The organism is Clostridium tertium (assembly GCF_902652255.1).
Lineage (GTDB): Bacteria > Bacillota > Clostridia > Clostridiales > Clostridiaceae > Clostridium > Clostridium tertium_A.
The window spans coordinates 178,029-202,952 of sequence record NZ_CACRTO010000008.1; the positions used below are offsets into that span (position 1 = coordinate 178,029).

Annotated in this window: 22 protein-coding genes; 19 read left to right on the top strand and 3 right to left on the bottom strand. The window is 27.0% G+C overall.

The features are described 5' to 3' along the window. Positions 1-8 precede the first annotated feature (8 nt). The 5 genes from GPX08_RS03510 to GPX08_RS03530 all read left to right on the top strand — a co-directional run bounded on the left by GPX08_RS03510 (position 9) and on the right by GPX08_RS03530 (position 6,673). The gene (locus tag GPX08_RS03510; RefSeq protein WP_156625446.1) at positions 9-380 is read left to right on the top strand and encodes a hypothetical protein; all 372 of its coding nucleotides are present in this window, start codon (positions 9-11) and stop codon (positions 378-380) included. A gap of 96 nt (positions 381-476) precedes the next feature. Continuing rightward, positions 477-791 (top strand): hypothetical protein, encoded by a 315-nt coding sequence (locus tag GPX08_RS03515; protein ID WP_156625448.1) that lies wholly within the window; start codon positions 477-479, stop codon positions 789-791. 239 nt (positions 792-1,030) lie between these two features. Further along, a complete protein-coding gene (locus GPX08_RS03520) occupies positions 1,031-1,864 on the top strand; it encodes a deoxyribonuclease IV (RefSeq protein WP_156625450.1) in 834 nt (277 codons plus the stop codon). Positions 1,865-2,020: 156 nt separating this feature from the next. Continuing rightward, complete coding sequence (locus GPX08_RS03525; protein ID WP_156625451.1) at positions 2,021-3,187, top strand: methyltransferase; 1,167 nt, start codon at positions 2,021-2,023, stop codon at positions 3,185-3,187. Positions 3,188-3,292: 105 nt separating this feature from the next. After that, the gene (locus GPX08_RS03530; RefSeq protein WP_156625452.1) at positions 3,293-6,673 is read left to right on the top strand and encodes an AAA family ATPase; all 3,381 of its coding nucleotides are present in this window, start codon (positions 3,293-3,295) and stop codon (positions 6,671-6,673) included. Positions 6,674-6,854: 181 nt separating this feature from the next. On the opposite strand, the gene GPX08_RS03535 is transcribed toward GPX08_RS03530, so the two are convergent. Continuing rightward, positions 6,855-7,925 carry a hypothetical protein gene (locus GPX08_RS03535; RefSeq protein WP_156625454.1) on the bottom strand — a complete coding sequence of 357 codons (1,071 nt, stop codon included), beginning with the start codon at positions 7,923-7,925 and terminating at the stop codon, positions 6,855-6,857. A 119-nt stretch (positions 7,926-8,044) separates the two neighbouring features. Between GPX08_RS03535 and GPX08_RS03540 the strand changes: the two genes are divergently transcribed. The 3 genes from GPX08_RS03540 to GPX08_RS03550 all read left to right on the top strand — a co-directional run bounded on the left by GPX08_RS03540 (position 8,045) and on the right by GPX08_RS03550 (position 13,051). Further along, on the top strand, positions 8,045-9,028 hold the full coding sequence (locus GPX08_RS03540) for an alpha/beta hydrolase fold domain-containing protein (RefSeq protein WP_156625455.1): 984 nt from the start codon (positions 8,045-8,047) through the stop codon (positions 9,026-9,028). A gap of 163 nt (positions 9,029-9,191) precedes the next feature. Beyond that, positions 9,192-10,532, top strand: coding sequence for an NADH oxidase (locus GPX08_RS03545; RefSeq protein WP_156625457.1), 1,341 nt, complete (start codon positions 9,192-9,194; stop codon positions 10,530-10,532). A gap of 170 nt (positions 10,533-10,702) precedes the next feature. Next, entirely contained in the window at positions 10,703-13,051 is a 2,349-nt protein-coding gene (locus tag GPX08_RS03550; RefSeq protein WP_156625458.1) for an ATP-binding cassette domain-containing protein, read from the top strand. Between the two features lie 152 nt (positions 13,052-13,203). On the opposite strand, the gene ltaE is transcribed toward GPX08_RS03550, so the two are convergent. After that, a complete protein-coding gene (gene ltaE, locus GPX08_RS03555; RefSeq protein ID WP_156625460.1) occupies positions 13,204-14,238 on the bottom strand; it encodes a low-specificity L-threonine aldolase in 1,035 nt (344 codons plus the stop codon). A 100-nt stretch (positions 14,239-14,338) separates the two neighbouring features. Here ltaE and GPX08_RS03560 point away from each other — a divergent pair, with 100 nt between their 5' ends. From GPX08_RS03560 to GPX08_RS03600, 9 genes are all read left to right on the top strand, one after another. Further along, complete coding sequence (locus GPX08_RS03560; protein WP_156625461.1) at positions 14,339-15,238, top strand: hypothetical protein; 900 nt, start codon at positions 14,339-14,341, stop codon at positions 15,236-15,238. A gap of 121 nt (positions 15,239-15,359) precedes the next feature. Then, on the top strand, positions 15,360-16,133 hold the full coding sequence (locus tag GPX08_RS03565; protein ID WP_156625463.1) for a histidinol-phosphatase HisJ family protein: 774 nt from the start codon (positions 15,360-15,362) through the stop codon (positions 16,131-16,133). A 103-nt stretch (positions 16,134-16,236) separates the two neighbouring features. Beyond that, positions 16,237-16,878 carry a hypothetical protein gene (locus tag GPX08_RS03570; protein ID WP_156625464.1) on the top strand — a complete coding sequence of 214 codons (642 nt, stop codon included), beginning with the start codon at positions 16,237-16,239 and terminating at the stop codon, positions 16,876-16,878. A gap of 1 nt (position 16,879) precedes the next feature. Then, a complete protein-coding gene (locus GPX08_RS03575; RefSeq protein WP_156625466.1) occupies positions 16,880-17,431 on the top strand; it encodes a hemerythrin domain-containing protein in 552 nt (183 codons plus the stop codon). A gap of 38 nt (positions 17,432-17,469) precedes the next feature. Next, positions 17,470-17,652, top strand: coding sequence for a DUF1858 domain-containing protein (locus tag GPX08_RS03580; RefSeq protein ID WP_156625467.1), 183 nt, complete (start codon positions 17,470-17,472; stop codon positions 17,650-17,652). A gap of 266 nt (positions 17,653-17,918) precedes the next feature. Further along, positions 17,919-18,680, top strand: coding sequence for a hypothetical protein (locus GPX08_RS03585; protein ID WP_156625469.1), 762 nt, complete (start codon positions 17,919-17,921; stop codon positions 18,678-18,680). Positions 18,681-18,806: 126 nt separating this feature from the next. Then, positions 18,807-19,433 carry a DUF4489 domain-containing protein gene (locus GPX08_RS03590; protein ID WP_156625470.1) on the top strand — a complete coding sequence of 209 codons (627 nt, stop codon included), beginning with the start codon at positions 18,807-18,809 and terminating at the stop codon, positions 19,431-19,433. A 474-nt stretch (positions 19,434-19,907) separates the two neighbouring features. Continuing rightward, positions 19,908-20,432: a DUF4489 domain-containing protein gene (locus GPX08_RS03595; protein WP_156625472.1), complete on the top strand. Its 525-nt coding sequence runs from the start codon at positions 19,908-19,910 to the stop codon at positions 20,430-20,432. A 174-nt stretch (positions 20,433-20,606) separates the two neighbouring features. Next, positions 20,607-21,746 carry an aminotransferase class V-fold PLP-dependent enzyme gene (locus tag GPX08_RS03600; protein WP_156625473.1) on the top strand — a complete coding sequence of 380 codons (1,140 nt, stop codon included), beginning with the start codon at positions 20,607-20,609 and terminating at the stop codon, positions 21,744-21,746. 137 nt (positions 21,747-21,883) lie between these two features. Here the strand turns inward: GPX08_RS03600 and GPX08_RS03605 are convergent, their stop codons facing one another. Next, the gene (locus GPX08_RS03605; RefSeq protein WP_156625474.1) at positions 21,884-22,648 is read right to left on the bottom strand and encodes a hypothetical protein; all 765 of its coding nucleotides are present in this window, start codon (positions 22,646-22,648) and stop codon (positions 21,884-21,886) included. A 212-nt stretch (positions 22,649-22,860) separates the two neighbouring features. On the opposite strand from GPX08_RS03605, the gene GPX08_RS03610 reads away from it, so the two are divergent. Both GPX08_RS03610 and GPX08_RS03615 read left to right on the top strand, forming a co-directional pair. Then, positions 22,861-24,564, top strand: a complete 1,704-nt coding sequence (locus tag GPX08_RS03610; protein ID WP_156625476.1) for a hypothetical protein — start codon at positions 22,861-22,863, stop codon at positions 24,562-24,564. A 79-nt stretch (positions 24,565-24,643) separates the two neighbouring features. Beyond that, positions 24,644-24,913, top strand: a complete 270-nt coding sequence (locus GPX08_RS03615; RefSeq protein WP_156625477.1) for a DUF3343 domain-containing protein — start codon at positions 24,644-24,646, stop codon at positions 24,911-24,913. The last annotated feature ends 11 nt before the right edge of the window (positions 24,914-24,924 follow it).

A 24,924-nucleotide genomic window follows, 5' to 3' on the forward strand; every position in this document is an offset into this window, starting at 1 on the left:
GAGTAATTATGAAAGATGAAAGAGTATCATTACTTATTAAATCCATAATTTGGGGTATAGTTTGGCTTGGATTAGCTGCATTAATAGGTTTAATAATAACTAAGGTAACATCTTATAAAGACTTCGAAAGCGTACTATTTATCGAAGGATTAATACTAATTTTTGTTGGGATATTTGCTTCGATTTCAGGAGATCCATTGGGACTTTCATTGCAAGGCTTAGGTCAAAGTAATGCTCAATATATAGCAAATGCAAATTTAGAAGTGTCAAAGATGAGTAGGGAAAAGGTTAGTGGAAAAATAAATATAGGATTTGAACTTAGCACATTCTCACTAGTAATAGGTGGAATTCTATCAGTTGCTATAACCTTTATAATATAAGTAGAAATTTAAATTGTGATAAAATAAGAAACTTAATTATAGATATTAGGTTCCTTAATTATATAAAAAATAATTTTAATAAAAAGGGGAGTATTTATGAAGAATAGTAGAATAAAATTATTTATTAAATCTCTAGTTTTTGCTTTTATTTGGTTAATAGTATTATCAATAGTTGCTTTGTTTATTACAAATATCACATCATATAAAAGCTTTGAGGATGTATTATTTATAGAGGGATTAGTATTAATTTTTATAGGGCTTTTTTCTTCAATTTCAGCAGATTCAATAGCACTTTTTTTAACTGGTGGAATGAGAACATATAGAAACGAAATAAATATAACTTTTGCTTTAAGCTCATTTTCCTTATTTATAGGTGGATTAATAGCATCTTTAGTAACTTTCATAATATGAAAGTCATATAAACTAATATTAATTGTAAACTCCGTAAGGAGTTTTTTTATTAAATTCTAATTTGCATTTTTTAACTTTTAACTCTTAATTTTTAATTAGTATATAGTGTTCTATGTTATTTCATTGTTAAATAATAATTTATATTAATTAGCTATTGCCATAATGCTAAGGCTTATAGTATCATTGAGTTAATTAAAATAGGAAAAACAAATATAGACAAGGTAATTACGGAGGAAATAATGTTAAATATAGGATGTCATTTATCAACCACAAAAGGTTTTGAAAATATGGGAAAAGAAGCATTAGAAATTGGAGCTAATACTTTTCAATTCTTTACTAGAAACCCTAGGGGTGGAAAAGCTAAAGATATAGATATGAAGGATATGGAGGGGCTTTTAAAAATAGCTAGGGAAAATAATTTTGCAACTATTTTAGCTCATGCACCATATACATTAAATGCATGTTCTGCTGATGAAAGAACTAGAGAATTTGCAAGAGAAATGATGGAAGATGATTTAAATAGAATGGAACTTATGCCAAATAATTTATATAATTTTCATCCAGGAAGCCATGTTAAGCAAGGGGTAGAGGTTGGAATAAACTATATAGTAGAATTGTTAAACAATGTTTTAAGAGAAGATCAAACAACAACAGTTTTATTAGAAACTATGGCTGGAAAAGGTTCAGAAGTAGGAAGAACTTTTGAAGAAATAGCTGAAATAATCTCTAGAGTTGAATTAAAAGATAAAATGGGAGTATGTTTAGATACTTGTCATGTGTATGATGCTGGATATGATATTGTTAATAATCTAGATGGAGTTTTAGAAGAATTCGATAGAGTAATTGGTTTAGATAGATTAAAGGCAATTCACTTAAATGATAGTAAAAACCCATTTAAAAGTCATAAGGATAGACATGAAAAAATAGGAGAAGGCTTTGTTGGATTAGATGCGATAACTAATATAATTAATCATCCAAAACTTAAGCACTTACCATTCTTCTTAGAAACACCTAATGAGTTAGATGGTTATGCAAAGGAAATAGAACTATTAAGAAGTAGATATCAAGAATAATTTCTTAATTAAAACTATTTAGTGGACATATGTAGGTTTACGTTAACTTGTAGCAAATGAGTATAATAAGCAAACTTACATATAGCCACTTTTTTATTATCTTGATAGATTACATATCTTTAGATTATAATTGATATTTAGAAAGGTGTGTTTTTAATGGAAGAGTTAATAAAGGCAATTAGAGAAGTTGCATTAGAAGAAGTAATAAAGGTTGTTATTAGTAACAAATTAAATAAAGATGTGAAATATAATAAAATAAATATTGAATTAAAGAGTAATAAAAAAGGTAAGAAATATTATCAAATAGAGAGTTTTACTGATAAGCAAGTTTTTCATGAAAATATTGAAGTTAAGGAATTAGAAAAGAAACTAATTGAATTAATACATAATAATTATAAACAATTAGCTGCTTGGTCTGATAATACTACTTTTGACTTAAAGATTTCTAAAAAAGGTAAAGTATTTTTAGGTAAAAAGAAATCAGATAACAAGAATTTATCTAATAAAAGTCATAATAAAGAGAAAAATTATATCTTAAAAGAAGGTATGATAATTGAGCCCTTAATAGATTTAGGAGTTTTCACTAAAGAAGGCAAGGTTGTTAACTCTAAATATGATAAGTATAAGCAAATAAATAGGTTTATAGAAATAATAGATGATGAAATAAGAAAAAATAATTATAAAGAGCTTACTATATTAGATTTTGGATGTGGTAAATCTTATTTAACCTTTGTTTTATATTATTACTTTGTAGAAATAAAAAATATTAAAGTTAAAATGATAGGTTTAGATTTAAAAGAAGATGTTATTAAGAAATGTAATGAAATTGCAAAGAGATATAAATATGATAATTTACATTTTGAACTAGGAGATATTAATGGATATAAGTATGAAAATAATGTTGATATGGTAATAACGTTACATGCTTGTGATACCGCTACAGATTATGCTCTGTATAATGCTATTAAGTGGAAGGCTAAAATGATTTTTTCAGTACCATGTTGTCAGCATGAGTTCAATGCCCAAATGAAACCAGAATCCTTATCAATACTTTCAAAATATGGTATAATTCAAGAAAGAGTTTCTGCATTAATGACAGATGCAGTAAGAGGGAACCTTCTTGAAGCTTCAGGATATAAGACTCAGCTTTTAGAATTTATAGATATAGCTCATTCACCTAAGAATATTTTAATAAGAGCATCTAAGTCTAATATTTCAGTAGAAAAGAAAGAAAAAGCTTTAAAAGAAGTTGATAATTTAATAAAGGAATTTAATTTCAATCCAACATTATTAAATTTACTTAAGAATGATAAATTAATATAACTTGCAGTGCTGTACTTTATTTAAGGTGCAGCATTTTATATTAGTGACAAAGTTACTAAAAGAATGATAACTATAATATAAAATAGAAGAAAGAGAGGGATTACTATGGAAAAAAATCAATTAAAAACTAAGATAGAAAATAAGCTGAATAAAGAATTTATCGGACAAAAAGAGTTTTTTAATGAAGTAACAAATTACTTTATTTCAAAGGTTGAAAAGGGTGAAAAGGGAATCTTACTAGTAGCAGGACAAAGAAATACCTTTAAAAAAGTAAGTATAAGATATGTATTTGAGGAATTATATAAAGAAAAAATAATTAATAAGAAAAAGATTGAGGAAATAGATCTATCTTCATATAACTTTAACTTAGGATATAATGCTTTTTTGAGTGATTTATATGAGATGCTTAATAGTGATAAATCAGAAGGAATAATGTTTAAAAATACAGAAAAGGCATCAAAGGAAATTATAAATATTTTATCAAAGATCCAGCCTAATTCATGCATAAAGTTAAAAAATAATTATACTATAAAGAATAAATTTTTAGTTGAAGCTGAAAAAGAAGAGAAAAATACAATAAATCAATTTCTTTGCCATAATAAATTCTTTATTTTTGTTTATAATTATGAAGACAAAAATGAGATGGATGAGGTTCTTCAGGATAATCTAATAAGTGTAGATAAAGTTTTATTTACAAAAGAGCTTACAGAAAGAGAAAAGAATTATATTATAAGAAAAAAGTTAAATAATGAAATTGAAAAGATAAAGAGTAATTTTGGAATTCAAATAGTATTTGGATTTAAGGATGCGGCTTTAGATAAAGAGAGATATGGAGTGTATGAGTATCTACAAAATTCATTTAGTAAAAAAGGAAGTTTCGATATTAGCGAATACATAAATTACACCTTCAGCAGTCCTATTATAAACCTGATAAATAAGGAGAATTTAAGACAAGGAGATAAAGTTTTAGTTTATGTGGAGAATAATAATTTAAGGTGTAATGTAGATAATAGGGTTTACAAATTATTTAAGTATTCAGTACCTACATTAGAAGAGGTTAAATATAAACTTGAATCAATGATTGGAGTTAAGGAATTAAAAGAATTTTTATTAAACATAGAAAATAATAATAAGGTACAAAAAATAAGAGAAAAGCTTGGGCTTAGAACTTCATATATTTCTTTAAATATGATTTTTGCAGGGAATGCTGGTACTGGAAAAACTAATGCTGCAAGAATAACTTATGATTATTTAAATGCTTTAGGATTATTGTCTAAAGGAACTTTAGTGGAAGTTAGTAAGGCTGATTTTATAACAGATAATGTTAATGAAACAGCAAAAAGAACTAATGATATTATAAAGTCAGCCTTAGGAGGCGTATTATTTATTGATGAAGCATATTCTTTATATGAAGGCGAAGATGATAAGGTCGGCAAAGAAATAGTAGATGCTTTAATAAAAGGAATAGAAGATAATAGAAACAATCTAATAGTTATTTTAGCTGGCTATGAAAAGGATATGGAAGAGTTTTTGGGAATAAATCAAGGTCTTAAATCTAGATTCCCTAATATTATTAATTTTGAAGACTATACTCCTAGTGAGATGTATGAAATAGCTCTTCAAATAGCTAAGTCTAAGGGGTATAGGATTTCTAAAAATGTTAAAAATGATTTAATAGATTTATTTACTAGAAATCAACTTACTGGAAAAAGTGATTTAGGTAATGCGAGGTTTGTTAGAAATATAATTGAAAATGCAATTATTTATTCTTCAAGAAAATATTTAAATAACAATAGAAGTGAAATAGATCTCTTAGAGAGAGAAGATTTTAACTTTAAAGCTAATGCTAAATTTGACTTAGAAAAAAGATTAAAAAATATTATAGGTCTTGAAGATGTTAAAAACCTCTTAAGAAGCCAATATAAGTTATTAATAGCTCAAGAAAAGAGAAAATCTGTTGGAGTAAATACAGAAATAGAGCAAAATTTAAATATGGTTTTTGCGGGCAATCCAGGTACAGGAAAAACTAGTATAGCAAGATTAGTTGCAGAGATGCTAAATAGTATGGGTTTATTAAAAATTGGTCAATTAGTTGAATGTGATAGATCAAGTTTTGTTTCGAATATTCCAGGAGAGACTGCTAAGAAAACTGAAGAGAAATTTAAAGAAGCTTTAGGTGGAGTTCTATTTATTGATGAAGCATACACTTTAGCTAACGATAGCTTAGGAAGAGAGGCAATAGAAACTTTATTAAAGCTTGTTGAAGATAATTCGAGAGATGTGATAGTAATATTAGCTGGCTATGAAGAAGAAATGGAAAATTTCTTTGATGTAAACATAGGTCTTAGATCTAGATTTCCTTTATGGACTAATTTTAAAGACTATAATCCAAATGAACTTCTAGAGATGGCTATTAGATTAATTGAAGGTAAGGGATTTAAGCTATCTAAGAATGGATATAACTCTCTAAAAAAGAGTTTTGTTGAGATATATGAAAATTCAGATTCACAATCTGGAAATGGAAGAATGGTAAGAAATTATGTAGAAAACTTAATAAGAGAGCAAAGTATTAGAATAGTTGAAGAAGATACTAGTGCATATGAAATTAACTTAATTACAGCAAAAGATATAGAAAAATTAAATACTTCTCAATATGATAATGAGTTTGATTTAGAAAAGCGTTTAAATAGTTTAGTTGGTAATGAAGAAGCTAAGGAGTTTTTAAGAGATCAATATAAACTTATTAGAGTTAAAGAAAAAAGAAAGAAGTTAGGACTATCAACAGATATTAATAGATATATGAATATTATATTTACTGGAGAAGTAGGTACTGGAAAGAGAACAGTATTAAATATTTTCTCAGAAGTATTATATAGTATGGGGATAGTAAAAGCTAAAAATATAGTAGAGATAAATAAGGATGAAGCTATAGATTGTATAAATAATAATACCTCTTTTGAAGAAGTATTAAATAAGCAAATTGGAAAAGTAATATACATTGATAGAGCGGAGTTCTTACTGAAGCCCTATGCTAATAAGATAATAAAAGATTTAATTAAATTTATGGATAAGAATAGTAATAATTCGGTACTAACTTTATCAGGCAAAGAAGAGGATATTAGAAAATTAATTCATTTAAATCCTGAACTTAATTATAGATTTTCTTCCATGCTAAACTTTAAAGACTATAGTAAAGAAGAATTAGTTTATATGGCAATAGGCATCTTAGAAAGCAAAGGTTATATATTGGATATTACTTCAACTAAGGAATTATCTAATGGGTTAAATGAATTATATGATAATGAAAAATTAACTTTAAGAAATGCTCTAATGGTAAAACAATATTTAGATATTCTAATTAGAGAACAAAGTATAAGAATATGTGATACAAGAATTAATAACAAAGAAATTAACTTAATTATCACTGAAGATGTAATTAAGAGTAAAGAGAAATTCTTACAAAAAAATATTTTTAATAATAAATAAAATAATTAATATCCTATTGTGTAATTAAAGAATGAAAAATTAAAAAATGAAAAAATTATTATAAAAATCTTTGCAGGTTTTTATAATGATTTCTTTAAAATAAAGGAGGTTTTGCATAGCAAAGCCTCTTCCTTAATTCATTAATTACCTTCATTTTTTATTTTAAATACTTCGTATTTTATTACTGTTTGTATTCTTTTATATTACTAACATTAATATTTATATATTCATTATCATTAAAAACAAGATGACTACCTGAATAAGGCTTTCCATCAACTAAAATTATTACTTTATCAATTCCATAATTATAGCTATAAGTTAAGGCTAATATCTTAAGAGCAGAGCTTTCAGGACCAGAACCAAGACTTTTTAGCATATTATAATAGGATGAGGATAAATCAACAGTTAAAATATCATTATTTAATTTTGCTGATTTAATATTCAAGTTATTGTCAAATTTTAAAAAGTCGGTATTATTAGGTGTATTTCTTATTTCTTTTGTTAATGATGTTACTAGGGCACTATCTACAACTTCAATAGATTTATCTTGATAATAATATATATCATCACCTACATTATAATAATATATTCTACAATTCATATTTTTTATATTTGATGATGTAGAAGAATCATCAATATTATAATTTTCTTTAGAATATTGAGTAGCTGAATTATAGTTAACATCAAAATATCCTTTTGGGAGATCTCCACGTAAAGAAGTATATAATTCATCACCAAAATAAATTGCTACTTTATCTACATTTAAATTATATCCATAAGTTGAAATTAATGAAGCTAAAAGACCTCCTTCTGTTGAAGAGCCTAAAAGCATTTTATCTACATAAGAGGATGAAAAGACAACTTTTAATACTCCAGTTGATTCATCTAGTTTTGATGAAGTTATATCAACTTTATCAGTTAAATTTAAAAAGTTATCATTTGGAGAATAGTTTTGAAGTTCTTCAGTTAGTGATTTAATTATTGCATTGTCAGTAATTTCAATCTCTTTATCTATATAATAAAGATCATATTTTACTGTATCAAAGTAAAATAATCGAACTGCTTTTTTAGAGACAGTTTTGTTATCATCTGAATTCTCTTTTTTATCATCAGTGTTATTATTTTCTTCTTGAACATTCTCTTTTGGAAGATTTGAAGAGGTTGAAGGTGGTTCTTCTTTTGATTTATTACAGCTAATTAGTATAAATGAAAAAAATAATGAAAAAAGTAATAAAAAGATCTTTTTTTTCATAGCGCACTTCCTAAATACATATTTTATATATTGTATTTAATTAATTAGTCATTATTGACAAATATAATATAAAATAGTGTTAAACTATTAATAATAAAAGAAAAAAGAAGGAGAGGATTATGAAAAAGTTTTTTAAAATATTAGGAGTAATAATACTTCTATTAATTATAAGTTTAGGAGTTTTTGCTTTTATTATAAGAGATAAAATAAGTCTAACAATAAATATTGTTAAAAAATATTCTAATATAATTGAAAATCCAAGTACTATTACTGAGAATGATTTATCTTTAGAAGCTGTTAAAGATATTGATTATAAAGATGTAGAATATAAAAATACTAATGGTATATCTCAAACATTAGATATATATGGACCTAAGAAGGAACTCAAAGGAGGTTCTCCAGTTTTACTATATGTTCATGGAGGAAGTTGGGTTTATGGTAGTAAAGATATACCAGAAGCTATTTCTCCACTATTAGATGCCTTTAGAGAAGAAGGATTTACTATAATAAGCACAAGTTATCAACTAATGAGAGAAGAGGAGAATTTCTATAAGCAAATTTCTGATGTAAAAGATACTGTTAGATGGATTTATAAAAATAAAGAAAAATATAATTTTAAAACTGATGATATAGGCTTGCTTGGAGCTTCTTCAGGTGCTCACTTATCATTAATGGCTGCATATAGTAATAATAATGAATTTATTGATGAAGAAGATCTTAAAGATTATCCTTCGGATGTAAAATATTTAATTGATTTTTTTGGACCAACAGATTTAACTACATTAGATATGGATAATGTTAATTGGGATTTAGAACAAATAATTAACTCAGTAGGAAGTAATAAAGAAGAAATTTTAAGTAAATATAGTCCAATCAATTATGTAAATGAAAATGAACCAAAAACATTAATAATCCACAGTAGAAAGGATACAACAGTTCCTTATGAAAATGCAGAAAGATTATATGATGAATTGGAAAGTAAAAATAATAAAGTTAAGATAATAGCACTAGAAGGTGCAACACATGATTTTTCAGAGTTTAACATGGAAGAAATTATGAAGGTTGGATTAAAGATGCTTCAGTTTATAATTCAAAATATATAACAAATAGAATAATATTAACTTTTTAGCAAATTATATTACTAGTATAGATTTCAATTAATTATTTACATTAATAAGGTCTTATAAAATTAAAAGTAAATAGAATTATTTAAGTAAAATAAAAAATTGAAAGAATATATAATTTATTTTAAAAAGGAGGATACAAATGAAAGTAGTAGTTATAGGATGTACCCATGCAGGAACTTCATCTGTAGTAAATTTAAAGTTATTGCATCCAGATGCTGAAGTAACTGTATATGAAAAAAATGATAATATATCCTTTTTATCCTGCGGAATTGCTTTAAGCGTGGGGGATGTAGTAAAAGAACCAGAAAAGCTTTTTTATAATTCTCCAGAAAACTTAGCAGAAAGTGGAATTATAACTAGGATGAAGCATGAAGTTTTAAATATAGATTTTGATAATAAAAAATTAACGGTAAAAAACTTAGTTAATAATGAAGAGTTTGAAGATAATTATGATAAGTTAATTTTAACTTTAGGATCGTGGCCTATTATACCTAATATAGAAGGTATAGGTTTAGAGAATATATTATTATGCAAAAACTATCATCATGCAAAAATTATTGATGAAAAGAAAGACTTATCCAATAATGTAATTATTATAGGAGCAGGATATATAGGGGTTGAATTAGCAGAAGCCTTTGAGGTATTAGGAAAAAGAGTAACTTTAATAGATGCAGAAAATAGGATTATGTCTAAGTATTTAGATAAGGAATTTTCTGATATTGCAGAAAAAGAATTTACTAGTAGAGGGATAAAGTTAGTTCTAGGTGAAAAGGTAGTTAAATTTGAAGGAGATAATAATAATAAAGTCTCAAAGGTAATTACTGATAAGGGTGAGTATGAAGGTGACTTAGTAGTATTATGTATTGGGTTTAGGCCAAATACAAAATTAATTGAAGGAAAAGTAGATACCTTAAAAAATGGTGCGATTATTATAGATGAATATATGAGAACAAACAAGGAAGACGTTTTTGCAGCTGGGGATTGTTGCATGGTTAGATATAATCCTGCAAATGATAATAGATATATCCCTCTTGCCACGAATGCTGTAAGAATGGGAATGTTAATTGCTAGAAATATTGAGAAACCAACATTAAAGTATATGGGGACTCAAGGAACTTCTGGTATAAAGGTTTATGATGAATGTATAGCTTCTACAGGGTTAACAGTAGAAGCAGCGAATAATACTACTAATTTAAAGGTAGATAGTGTAACTATTCATGAAAATAATAGACCTGAATTTATGCCAACCTTTGAAGATGTGCAATTAAAAATTGTATATGAAGAAGAAAGTAGAAGAATAGTTGGTGGTCAAATCGCATCTAAAGTAGATATGACTGAATTTATGAATACTTTATCTGTAGTAATTCAAAATAATATGACTGTGGAAGAACTAGCTATGACAGATTTCTTCTTCCAACCTCACTTTAATAAACCTTGGGGAATATTAAATTCAGCTGCATTAAAAAGAATAAAGCAATAGTTTAATTCAGACTGTTATAAAAATAACTTATTAAGTTATTTTTATAACAGTCTTTTTGCTCTATATTAAAAAATAGCAAATAATTCATATATTAGTTATAATGATAGGTATAACATCGGAATATAAGTTAAGAATTACTAGAGTAAATAAAGTATAAAGGGAGTAGGTATATGTTATCACTAAGAAATATTAAAAAATCTTATGTAACTGGTGATTATACGCAGGTTGCACTAAATGATGTAAATTTGAATTTTAGAAAAGGCGAATTTGTAGCAATATTAGGGCCTAGTGGTTCTGGTAAAACTACATGCTTAAATATTATAGGTGGATTAGATAAATATGATAGTGGAGATTTAATTATTAATGGTAAGTCCACTAAACAATTTAAGGATTCTGATTGGGATGCTTATCGTAATAATAGTATTGGATTTATATTTCAAAGTTATAATTTAATTGGACATCTAAACATATTAGATAATGTTGAAATGGGAATGACTTTAAGCGGAATATCATCAAATGAAAAGCACAAAAAGGCTAAAGAAGTTTTAGAAACAGTTGGACTAAAAGATCATATGCATAAAAAACCTAATCAATTATCAGGTGGACAAATGCAAAGAGTTGCTATAGCTAGAGCTTTAGCAAATGATCCAGATATTATTTTAGCTGATGAGCCAACAGGGGCTTTGGATACTAAAACTAGTGTTCAAATAATGGAGATTATTAAAAATATAGCTAAGGATAAACTTGTTATTATGGTTACTCATAATCCAGAGTTAGCTGAAAAGTATGCTGATAGAATTATAGAATTTAGAGATGGAAGTGTAATTTCAGATTCAAGTCCTATTAATGAATTAGATAAAAATGATAATTATAATCTTAAAAAGACAAGTATGAGTTTCTTTACAGCATTAAAGTTATCAGCTATGAATATTAGAACTAAGAAGTGGAGAACATTCCTAACAGCTTTTGCATCTAGCATAGGTATTATAGGTATTGCTCTAATATTATCTTTATCAAATGGTTTTGATAAGCAAATAGATATATTCGAAAGTGATACTTTATCAGGATTTCCTATTATGATATCTCAGCAGGCTGCTGAAGTAGATATGAATGAAATGATGGAACATAGTAAGGAAATGAGAAAAGAAATGCTTGGTAAAGAAGAAGAGGATAATACCAAATATCCAGAAGATAAATTTATTTATCCATATAACAGTAAGGAAAATACTTTTATCCATAATAATAAAATAACACAAGAGTATTTAGATTATATTGAGAAGATAGATTCAAATAGTCTATCAGGTGTTTCCTACACTCGTTTAGTTAATATGAATCTTTTAAAGAGTGATGGTAGCGTCGCTACACCTATTAACTCAGCTGATTTAAGATTATCGTCTTATCCTATTTCATTAGATAATGATAAAGCAGGATATTTAGAAAGTTCATATGATTTACTAGCAGGAAGTTATCCAGAAACAATGAATGATCTAGTTTTAGTAGTTGATGAATATAATAATGTAGATACAGAAGTCTTAAAAGCATTAGGTATAGATTCAAGCAAAGAAGAAATATCTTTCGATGATATTATTGGAAATGAAATTAAAGCTATTCAAAATGATGATTATTATAAAAAGGTAGGAAATTTTTATACTTTAGCTGGAAATCCAAAAGATATGAGTGAACTTTATAATAGTGAAAAATCTATTTCTCTAAAAATAGCAGGAATATTAAGATTAAAAGAAGATGTAAAGATTCCAGTATTATCACCAGGTGTAGCTTTCTCAGATGAATTAAGTAAATTCTTTATTGAAAATGCAAAGAACTCTGAAGTAGTAAAAGACCAAGAAGCTTCAGATTTTAATGTGTTTACAGGAGAAAGCTTTAAAGCTCAAAATCAAGGTGGAAGTTCTGAAAATACTAAGGAAAATATTTTAGCTTCTATTGGAGGAACAGAAATTCCTTATATGATAACTTTATATCCTAAGGATTTTGCTAGTAAGGAAGCAGTGGTAAGTTATCTTGATGATTGGAATGAAGATAAGGCTAAGGATGATGTAATCTTATATAATGATATGGCTAAAACTTTTGCAACATTATCAGGTAGTATAATGGATGCTATAACTATGGTGCTAATAGCATTTGCTGCAATATCTTTAGTTGTTTCATTAATAATGGTTGGAATTATTACTTATATTTCTGTTCTAGAAAGAACAAAGGAAATTGGAGTTTTAAGATCCTTAGGAGCTAGAAAGAAGGATATTACAAGAGTATTTAATGCTGAAACATTTATAGTTGGTAGTTGTTCAGGTATTTTAGGAATAATTATTGCGTACCTATTAACCTTCCCAACAAATGCTATACTATATAAGGTGACTGATTTAGAAGGAGTTGCAGTATTAAATCCAGTTCATGCTATAATTCTAATAATTATAAGTGTATTACTTACAATGTTAGGTGGATTTATTCCAGCTAAAATGGCATCTAAGAAAGATCCAGTTGAAGCATTAAGAACAGAGTAGAGGGTGCTGTCGCACAATGAAGAAATTAAAAAATGAAAAAATGAAATAGTGAAAGGATTAATGAGGAAACTCAAGGTGTGCCTTGAGTTTCTTTTTTCTTGTTTATAGTAATTTAAAAAAATTACTTAATTAAATTTTTCATTATTAATTACTTAATTTTTTAAAAACTCTTTTAATTTGTTTACTACTTTTAACACATCTTCTTTTGTAACCCAATAGTGAGTTACAAATCTCATTAGACCATTTTCCATATCATTTATTTTAATATTATTTTCTAGGAAGTATTTAACTAAAGCTTTAGTGTTTATATTATCAGATTCAAAGCTAAAGAATACCATATTTATCTTTAAATTATCAAAATCAACTTTTACTTCAGGAAGTTTATTTAATTCTTCTGCAAGTAGTTTAGCATTATTATGATCTTCATTTAATCTTGTTGACATTTTTTCTAAGGCAACTATTCCTGCAGCAGCTAAATATCCAGATTGTCTTAATCCACCACCTAGAAGTTTTCTTTTCTTCCTAGACTTAGCTATAAATTCTTTACTTCCAGCAACAATTGAACCAACTGGTGCACATAAACCTTTTGATAAGCAGAACATCACTGAATCACAGTATTTAGTTAGTTCTTTTACATCAACATTTAATGATGCGGCAGCATTAAATATTCTAGCACCGTCTAAATGAACAGGAAGAGAATATTTTTTTGCAACATTATATACTTCTTCCATCTCTTCTAGGGTAAGAACATTACCACTTGAATGAGCATTTTCTATGCAAATTAATGATGTAGAAGGAAAATGAATATCCTCATCTTCAAATCTAATTCTCTTTTCTATATCTTTTGCATTAATAACTCCATTTGGTGAATCGATAGCCCTAAGTTGAACTCCAGCTATAACAGAGCTTGCCCCTACTTCGTGAGCAATAATATGGTTTGAATCAGCAATAATTACTTCACTTCCTCTTTTGCAATGAGTAAATAAAGATAATTGATTACCAAAGGCACCACTAGGCACAAATAATGCTGCTTCTTTACCTACAATATCCGCAGCTAAAATTTCTAACTTATGTACTGTTGGATCATCACCATAAACATCATCTCCAACTTCTGCATTGAACATAGCCTCCTTCATAAAATCTGGTTGTTCTGTTACAGTATCACTTCTTAAATCAATATATTTCATTAAATTGGCCCCCTTACTATATAAATACAATTAATTCAATTATAATATAATAGTGCAAGTATATGAAGAATTTTGAAATATAATTTTTAATGGAGGAGTTATGGGATCAGAAAGAAGAAATTTAGAACAACTAAGAGTATTTTTTGCCTTTTCACTTGCTTGGGGAATTATTAGTAATATTGCTATTATTTTTATTAAATTAGGTATACATAATGAGTTTTTATGGAGTATAGACTTTAATGGATTTAGTTTTATGATGATGTTTTCAACATTTATATTAGGTATATTCTCTATTCAAAATATACATCTTAACTGTAAAGAAGAAGTTCTTTTTGAAGTAAAAAGAAAAACCTTAGTTTTAAAGTTAATAATGATATTATTTGCTGTCTATGGAATAGCAAGTGTAATTTTACTTAAAGATATTATATTACTTAGATTTCAAATATTAATAATGATTAATTTATTTTTAGTTTATATAAATGAAAGAAAAATACAAGAAGCAAGGCTTACAGATTATAGATTAAGGTGGAGAAGAGATTACGATAATCCAGGTACTTTAGAAGAGGAAAGTAATATATTTTGGAGAATGAAAATAAGATTTTTCCCACATGCGAAGGTAAGGATAGAGGATAGATTTGAAAGAATTAAATTGGTCAATTTAGTTTTTGTAGTAATTTTTCTTTCCATGGGTGATGATATAATTAAATATTTATTCATAATATTATTGGTGCCAGAAATTATATATATATTTGAAGCAATATTTGGATTATATACAACTAGTGAAGGAATTTGCACAGGAATAGTTGAAACTACTCATGGGAAGAACAGTAGAAGACCTTTATTTAAGGTGTATGTTACTAACTATGAAAAAAAAGAAGAAATTACTTTTAAGGTATTAGACTATTGTTATATAAGTGAAATGGAGAATGTAGTTATAATTCATAGTTCAATTACCAAAAGAGTTATTAAGGTTCAGGGAAGAATAGAAAATTTTATTTAAAAAAATTTCTTTGATAACATTTTCACACTATTTTTAGATTAGAATATAGCTTTTATATATGATATGATGTATATTAGTAGAAATTTTGTTTTAAATTAGATAATAAGGATAGGTGAAATTAATGAAGACTAATTATCATACACATAATTACAGATGTAATCATGCAGATGGTACAATTGAAGACTATATTAAGGTAGCGATTGAAGAAGGTTATGATGAAATTGGAATTTCTGATCACATGCCACATCCAGGAAAGAATATAGACAATTTTAATAGGATGAGATACGAGAATTTAGAAGAATATTTTTATGAAATAGAAGAAGTAAAAAGAAAATATGGTAATGAAATTTCTATAAAATCAGCAATAGAGTGTGAATACTTTGAAGAGTATCATTGGTTATACGAAGAATTATATAACAAGAATAAAGCAGATTATTTAATAGCTGGTGTTCATTTTTTCCCTTACAAAGGTAAATATGAATATATAGGTGATATTGAAATTACAGAAGAAATATTAGAAAAATATATTGATTTTGTTATAAAGACAATGGAAAGTGGATATTTTGCATATATAGCTCATCCAGATTTATTTGGAGTAAAATATAGAAATTGGGATGAAGCAGCAATAAAAGCATCAAGAAGGATTTTAGAAGCTGCAGAAAGGTTAAACATACCATTAGAAATAAACATAAATGGTTTCAATAGAGGTAAAACTAAATACAATCTTGGTGAAAGATATTTTTATCCTATAAAAGATTTTTGGGAATTATCTAAAGAATATAATGTAAAAAGAATTCTAGGGGTTGATGCTCATACTCCTGAGAATTTAAGAAATAGACATTTAGGTGAAGAATTTGCAAAATCTTTAGAATTGGAACTTATAGATAGAATTTAAATATAAAAAAGATAGAAACATAATACATATGTAACAGATGTTACGGAATTTTCAATATACATATGATAAACTACCCTTAGAAATTAGTTATGGAGGTAGAGAAATGAGCTTATTTTTAGGAAAGATACATTATTGGTTATTTAATAAAATTACTTGGTTTGAAAACCTTGAGGAAGATATAATTTCATTAGCAAAAAGCGAAGGATTAGATATAGAGATTATTAATAAAGAAATAATTAGCAAGTTTGGTGAGAAAACTCCAAACCTTCCATTAGAAGAGATAATTGATACTTCTAATATTCATGGATGGCTTCAAGATAGAATAATTTCAGCAGAAAGTAGAGTTGCTAGTTGGATAATACTATTATTAGAAAAAGATATAAATATATCTAAGCTAGAAAATTTATTTGTTGCTCAAGGAGAAGATGCAGCTATAGAGATTTTAAGAAATGAAACAAAAGACTTAAATTCCATAGATATTTTCAATGCAATGAATGATTATATTTTAGATGGAATGCCTTGTGATAGAGTAAATGAAGTATTATCTCAAGAAGAAGACAAGGTAGTTTGGAAGAGAAGGATTTGTGTTCATAAAAAGATTTGGGAAGATCTTGGAGGAAATGTTGATACATTCTATTCTTTAAGAGATAAATGGATTAATAGTTTTGTTAATAAATTAAATAATGATTACAAATATGTTTTCCTAGGAAATAATGAATTTTCTATTGAAAAGGTAGGGGTATAATATGAATGCAATTGAATTAATGATGGAAGAACATAAAAATATAAAGGAAATGCTTAAGGTAGTTAGAAATGCTTCTCTATTAATATTAGAAGAAAATAAGGTTAATGTAGAAGATTTTTATAAAGTAATAAAATTTATAAGAAATTATGCAGATTCTCATCATCATAAAAAAGAAGAAATTATGCTTTTTAACAGGATGGTAGAAGAAATTGGAGAAACTGCAGAAAAAGTAGTAAAGTATGGAATGCTAGTTGAGCATGATCTTGGAAGACTGTATGTATCTAATTTAGAAGAAGCTTTAAAGTCCTACGAGGAAGGAAATAATAACTCCAAATTAGATATTATAGCAAATGCAATTTCATATTGTAACCTTTTAGATAGACATATTCATAAAGAGGACAATGTTATTTATAAATTTGCTGAAAGAGAACTTAAGGAAGAAACAATAAAGAGTATTGATAGTGAATGTGTTATCTTCGAAGATGAAAATAAAGAAATAAAAGATGAAAATTTAGATATATTAAATGAGCTAAAATTAAAATATTTTAAATAAATTTTTTATAATTTATAATGTAAGGATAGGTGAGATATATGATTACTAAGGACATGACAATTGGAGAAGTAGTTAAGATGAAGGATGGTGCAGCTCAAATATTAATGAGTTTTGGCATGGGATGCGTAGGATGTCCATCAGCTCAAGCTGAAACTATTGCAGAGGCTGCCATGGTTCACGGATTAAATCTTAATGATTTATTAGATGCTCTAAATAAATAGAAAGTATTTAGAGTTGTATTATATTGGTTTTTTAAAATCAATATGATACAACTTTTTTTATTATAAAGAGTATTATAAATATCAACTAATAAGCATTTTTAAGTAGTAACAGGATAAAAAATATTTTCGAAATACTTATATAAAAAAACTTAAAAAAACTTAAAATGCAAGAGGTTTTTATATCACCTCTTTTATATTTCAACATAATATGTACTATAATTTAAAAATTAATTTAGAGTATTATAGTTTTAAAGAAAGGAGATTATATGTCCATTAACTTTAAGAAGTTTGTGCCACGCCCAGGCCTTGTAAATAAACAAGGGCGTTTACCGGATCCTTCTGAGTTAGTTTGCGTTGAAGTTCCTAAGGTATTCGACCAATGTTTAATTAAACGATGTCTTGTATACGCTGAAGGACCTGATACACCTACTACAGATTCAGAATTGAGAAGTGATCCACTTGTCAATCCTAAGAGATATCTTAGTAGTAGAGACTTTGCAGTAAGATTAACAGCAGTAGATAAGATACCAGTTAAAGGAGACCCTAACTTTAAAAAAGTAATTCTTAATTATGTAATATCTTTCTATTCAGATTACATTGATGAAAGTGGAGTTACTAAAAGCGAATTTTTTGAAATTCATAGAACAGATGTTATAGGAAGATTCTATTGTCCAGAATCAATTGCACAAATCACTGCAAGTACTGAGGCAGAGGAATGCGACAATGAAGATACAAACATTATAAAGCTTGAAATGGTAGCAGAGGCTTTAGATGGCCAAATAGTTGAAGATGAAGCTTGCAATGAAGTATTAGATATAACTTTAGGATACTTCATCGTTGTTAAATGTCAGCTTATAGTTCAATTATTAATTCCAGCATATGATTATTGCCCAGTTCCAAGAGAAGCTTGTGAAGAAGAACCAGAAGAAGATCCATGTGAAAGATTTGAAAGGGCACCAGTGCCTAAGTTCTATCCAGATCAAAACTTAGACCTTCTATTCCCAGAGTTAGAAGATACTGATAGATAATTAAAGCTTAAATACTAATTATAAGATAGTTAATTATTATTAAAATTAAAGAAGATAAAAACTATTAATACTAAATTAATAAATGATTTTATAAAGATTTTATAAATAAAAGGGAGGATTCAATTTATGAATTCAATGTCAAGGGGCTATAATGATAACTGTGGAAAAGAAAGAAAAAAAGAAGAAGAAAAATGTCCAACAATAGTAAAATGTAGTTGTCCTAGTTCTACTCCTATTAATAATTCAGGTATAGGGCAGCATGGTTTTATAGTTGCATCTTTAACTTTAGATACTTCTTGTATATGCGATCCAAGTATTAAGTTAGAGTTTGCAAGCAATATTGTTGTTACAAATAATAATGGAGTTCAAGGACCACCTTGGGGGGATAAGCCTGGGCAAGGCGGTGGAGGTGGAGGTGGCTCTACACCTAATAAGCTTAGTTTAGACTTTAGAGTATTTAAACAATGTAAGAATCAAAAAAATAAAATTCCTGTTGGAGGTGTATGGACTTTCCTTACAGAAGATGAAAATATTTCATCAACTTTCTCATTCTTTGTTTGTGACTCAGATAATTGTGATGATGAGTGCTGCACTTATACTGTAGTTGCAACACCTACTTCTTTGGGAGCACAAGTAGCTTTGGGTGGATCTGGAAGTCCTAGTACAAATGTTTTCGTTAATAATGCTACACTTGGAGCAGTAGCAACTTGTAGAAATTCTTGTAAAAAATGTAGAAAAGAAGAACATTACTAAAATAAATTAAAATATAAATATAAATTAGTAAATCTAATAAGCTAAATGAAATAATAAAAATATATCTTAGGCTATATCAAAGTTAATTTGATTTTAGTCAATAAAAAGGAGCTGTTTGTACGACAGCTCCTTTTTTACGTATATAAAGAATATTTTATATATGACTTTTATTAAGAAATATAAGTTGTACATAAAAAACATATTATAGATTAAATTGCAATGTAAAGAGCTATAACTTCATATCAAGTTGATTCTTAATTGTATTTAATAGAATATTTATTATGTAGAAATTAGAAGAACATCTTTAGAGTTTTTACATAATATATAATATAGTAAAATATTAAATATTATTTCAAAAAAAATTAAATAGATTTAGAATTTCAAGAAAACAAGATAATCATAGAAGTAAGAATTAAGAAAAGTTAAAATGTTAAATTAGAAAAAATCTTTAAAATAAAATGGAGGAATAAATTTATGAACTCAATGTCAAAAGGATATAATGATTCTTGTGGAAGAGATAGAAAGAGAGAAGAAGAATGTCCAACTATAATAAAATGTGGATGTCCAAGTTCAAGCTCAATTCTTGCAACTGTTGCAGCTCCAACAGCAACTGGAGTAGTTGCAACAATTAATATAGATAATTCTTGCATATGTGATCCAATTACTAAACTAGAATTTGCAACTATTATTTCTACTGCAGCTAATGGATTTGCAGGTACAATAATCTTGAGAGTATTAAAACAATGTAGAAATCAACTTACTCCAGTTCAAATTGGATCTGTATGGACTTTAAATGTTGCTGCAAATACTACAGTACCGTTATCATTCTTTTTATGTGATTCTGATTCTTGTGATAATAATTGTTGCACTTATAGAGTAGAAGCAACAATTACAGCAAGTGGAGCAAATTCAGGTATTGTTACTTTTAATAATGCTATACTTGGAGCAATATCTACTTGTAAAAATGATTGTCATAAGTGCAGAAAAGACAACGATTAATAATAGGATAATAAATTTATAAAATAAATTTAAATAAGTCTCGAGGTTTATCCCAAGGTGAATTATTCACCTTGGGATTTATTTTTATAATTAGATAAGGTTAATATTTATAATAAGAACTAAAATTTAAATGCCTTAATATAATATATTAGAGTATTAGAAAAAGGTGGTAAAATGATATATTTAGACAATGCAGCAACTTCATTTCCAAAGCCTTCAAAGGTATATGAAGAAGTGATAAATTGTATGAAAAATTATTGCGCTAATCCAGGTAGAGGATCACATGATATGGCGATTAAATCTGCTCTTAAAATAATGGAAGGAAGGAATTTAATTAGCAATCTATTTAAAATTAAGAATCCATTAAATATTGCTTTTACAAGCAATGCAACAGAAGCTTTAAACATAGCTATTAAAGGAGTATTGAAAAAAGGCGATCATGTAATAAGCACTACCATTGAACATAACTCAGTATTAAGACCTTTAAATACTATGGCGAAACGAGGCGTTGATGTAACGTTAGTGCAATGTGATAAAGGGGGATTTATTAATCCAACAGATATTAAAGATGAAATTAAATTAAATACAAAGGCAATAATTATTAATCATGCATCCAATGTACTAGGAAGTATTCAGGATATTAGGACTATTGGAGAAATATCTAAAAGGTATGGGTTAATCTTTATTTTAGATGCATCTCAAAGTGCTGGTAGCATAAATATTGATGTTGAAAAAGATAATATAGATATTCTTGCATTTCCAGGGCATAAGGGATTGCTTGGACCACAAGGTACAGGAGGATTGTATATAAGAGACGGAATAGATATTAAACCTCTTAAAGAAGGAGGTACTGGCAGTAGTTCTAATCTTATGGTTCAACCAAAGGAAATGCCAGATATAATTGAAAGTGGAACTAGTAATACTCCAGGAATCGCAGGCCTTTGTGCAGGAGTGAATTTTATAAAAAAGATTGGAATCAAAAATATATATAATGAAGAAATTAAACTAACAAAACAATTATTAGAAGAGTTAGGTAATTTGCCTTTTGTCAAGATATATGGAAATAAGTCCTTAGAGAGCAGAGTGGCTGTTGTTTCCTTTAATGTTGAAGGAGTAGATTCATCAGTAGTAGGAGAAAAGTTAAATGAGGCAGAAATTGCAGTTAGAACTGGTTATCATTGTGCAGCACTAATTCATAAATCAATAGGTACAGAGTATATAGGAACAGTTAGAATAAGTCCTGGGTGTTTTAATACATCAAAAGATATTGAGGAATTAATCAAAAATATTATAAAGATATATAAGTTAAAATAAATTATATATAAAATTAAAGGAACTAATATAAAACTAAAGTTTTTAGATTTATAATAGTTCCTTTTTTTCTTAGTTAAGTACTTTATTATTTAAAGATTATAAGTTCAACACTACTTAATTAAGTAGAAAAGTAATTTTTAATCTAAATCGTCATCACAGTGTGGATCTTGATCTTGGAATAGAGGTTCTAAATGTTGATCTGGATAGAATTTAGGAATAGGTGCCTTTTCAAATATTTCACAAGGATCTTCTTCTGGAACATCATCACAAGGTTCCTTTGGTACTGGGCAATAATCATATGCTGGAATTAATAATTGAACAATAAGTTCGCATTTTACTACTATATAATAGCCTAGTGTAATATCTAGAACTTCATTACAATCTTCATCTTTAATTATTTCTCCATTTAAGGCTTCAGCTACCATTTCAAGTTTAATTATATTAGAGTCCTTAGGATATTCATCAGATGTATTTGTTGTTTCTGATATTGAATCTGGGCAATAGAATTTTCCTATAATATCAGTTCTATTAATTTCAAAGAATTCAGTTTTTGTTTTTCCATCACAATCAATATAATCAGAGTAGAAAGAGATTGTATAAGTGATTATAACTTTTTTGTAGCCTGGAGATTTTTTTAGAGGGATTTCTTCTAAAGAAACTAATTTTATTTTAAAATCTTTGCTTGAAATATATCTCTTTGGATTCTTAAGTGGATCACTTCTTAATTCGCGATCTGTAGTTTCAGTATCAGGTCCTTCATCATAAACTAAACATCTTTTAATTAAACATTGATCGAACACCTTAGGAACTTCAATGCATACTAATTCAGCAGGATCAGGTAATCTACCTTGCTTGTTTACTAGTCCAGGGCGTGGGACGAATTTCTTAAAGTTAATGGACATATATATCCTCCTTTATAAAATAATAAAATAAGCGTTCTATAGCTTACAATATATGATATGAAATAATGAAAAAGTGGTGATATGAAAGATACAGTAAATTGGAATTTATTTATAATAGGAAAGTTGCATAATAGCAACTAAGAAATAATATAATTTTATAAGGAATTTATGCGATTTTTTTATGTAATAGAACTTTTAAAGGAGAGGATACCATGAAAGGGGTATATCCATGGATTTATGTTGATTATAAGAGTAATTTATGGAAGTTTTCGATAAATGCCAATGGTGAATTAAGTTATGCAGTTATGTACAATGAAGGAAAATGGACTAAAAGTAGTATTATAGATAGTAAAGCTACATCATATAGTATATTCATAGACGATGAGGGTAGTATTCATTTAGTATATGGTAATACTAAAGGAGAGCTTAGATATTGTACAATGAAAGATAATAAGTGGCTTGGAAAGACCATATATACTTTAGATAATAAAGACTATGAAATAGAGAATATAAAAATAATAATAATTGGCTCGAGTATGCATATCTTCTATACTGCAGCTAGTAGAGATGGAAGTGATCATGGAATAATACTTCACTGTCTATGGGATGGCTATAAAACGAATGTTACTGATATAGAAGATATAATTTTGAGAGATGGTATTGATGATTATTATACTATAAAAACTACTTATAGAAATGATATATGTTTATTCTATTTATCTGATGATGGTGATGAAGTTTCTTTAAATTATTCAATTTTTCAAAATAATAGATGGAGAGAATCTAAAAGATTATATGGAGTACAGGGAGAAGGGATTTATTTTGATGTTAAGCTTGAAAAGAATAGTATTCATATTATTAATAAATCTAGAGAAAATTCTATTTGTCATTTAGATTATGTAATTATAGACGCATATCAAAATTTGAAAGATTTTAATATTTTTTCAGGAAATGAAGATATAAGAGAAGCACTAATATTTAACAAGGATGAAAGAATTTTTGCAACGTGGCTACAAGATAATACAATCTATTATTCTACTTTTTCAGAAGAAAAGTGGGATGTTCCCACTGTTGCAATAAAAAATAGCGAAGAGGAAATAGAAAGATATAACATATTTTTTGATGATAGAGATTCAAGTCATATTAATTCTAGAAGTATCTACGGTACAAAAGGATTAGATTTGTTTTTGTATGATCCATTAGATTTTTTATATACAGTTAAAGAAGGCTCCTATAAAGAAAAAGCAGAGATTGGTTTAAATAGTAAAGAAACTAAGGCGTTTAAACGAGAGATAAATAAGATTAAAGAAGAAAATAGAGTATTAGAAGAAAGAATTGAGTATTTAGTCTCTTTAGATAAAAAAAATAAAGAAAATATAGAAAAGTATCAAAGTCAGCTTTCAAGAGCACTTGATCAAAAAAGAAAAGCTGAAGAGAACTCTAATATATACGTAGAATTACAAAAAAAATTACAAGCAGATTATGAAGAAGTAAATGAAATTTTGAAAATAAAAGATCATGAAAATATTAATATAAAGAGCTCCCTGGATAAGTATAATAATGATTTAAGTTTATTGAAGAGCAAGATAAAGAAATACGAAGTACAAGAATCATCTCTTCGTCAAGATATAATTGATCTTAATGAAAATATTAATGATCTTAGAGAAGAAATAAATATTTTTAAGGAAGAAAATGAAGGACTAACTAGAGAAATTATTAATTTTAAAAGGAGAGAAGAGGAAAGTAATGACTATATAGATAACCTTAATAAAGCAATAAGTGAATTAAAGGAAGAAAATTCTGTAGTAAAAAAAGAAATATCATTGTTGCTAGAAGAAAATAGAAGATTGAATACTGAGCTTGAAATAGAAAAAAATCAATCTGTAATGGAAAGGATTTTAAAAAGAAGATCTTAGAAAACAATTCATAAGGGAAACCTTTATGATTAAAAACATAAAATAATTATGAAATCTAAAGATGGATTGGAGAATAATTATGATAAAAGATAATTTTGATTATATAATAGTTTTTACCTCTCATCATAGAGCTTTATATATTTATGATAGGCTAAGATTGAAAAATATTAAAAGTAAGCTAGTAACAGCGCCAAATAAGGTTAATATTAGCTGCACTCAAGCTTTAAAAATTAAAGAAGAGGATGAAGACTTAGTTAAACTAGAGCTAGACAGAAATAATATTTATCCAACAGCAGTTTTTAAAATAATAAGAACTAGTAAAGGTGAAGATTATGAATTGATAGAATAATACAGGAGGAG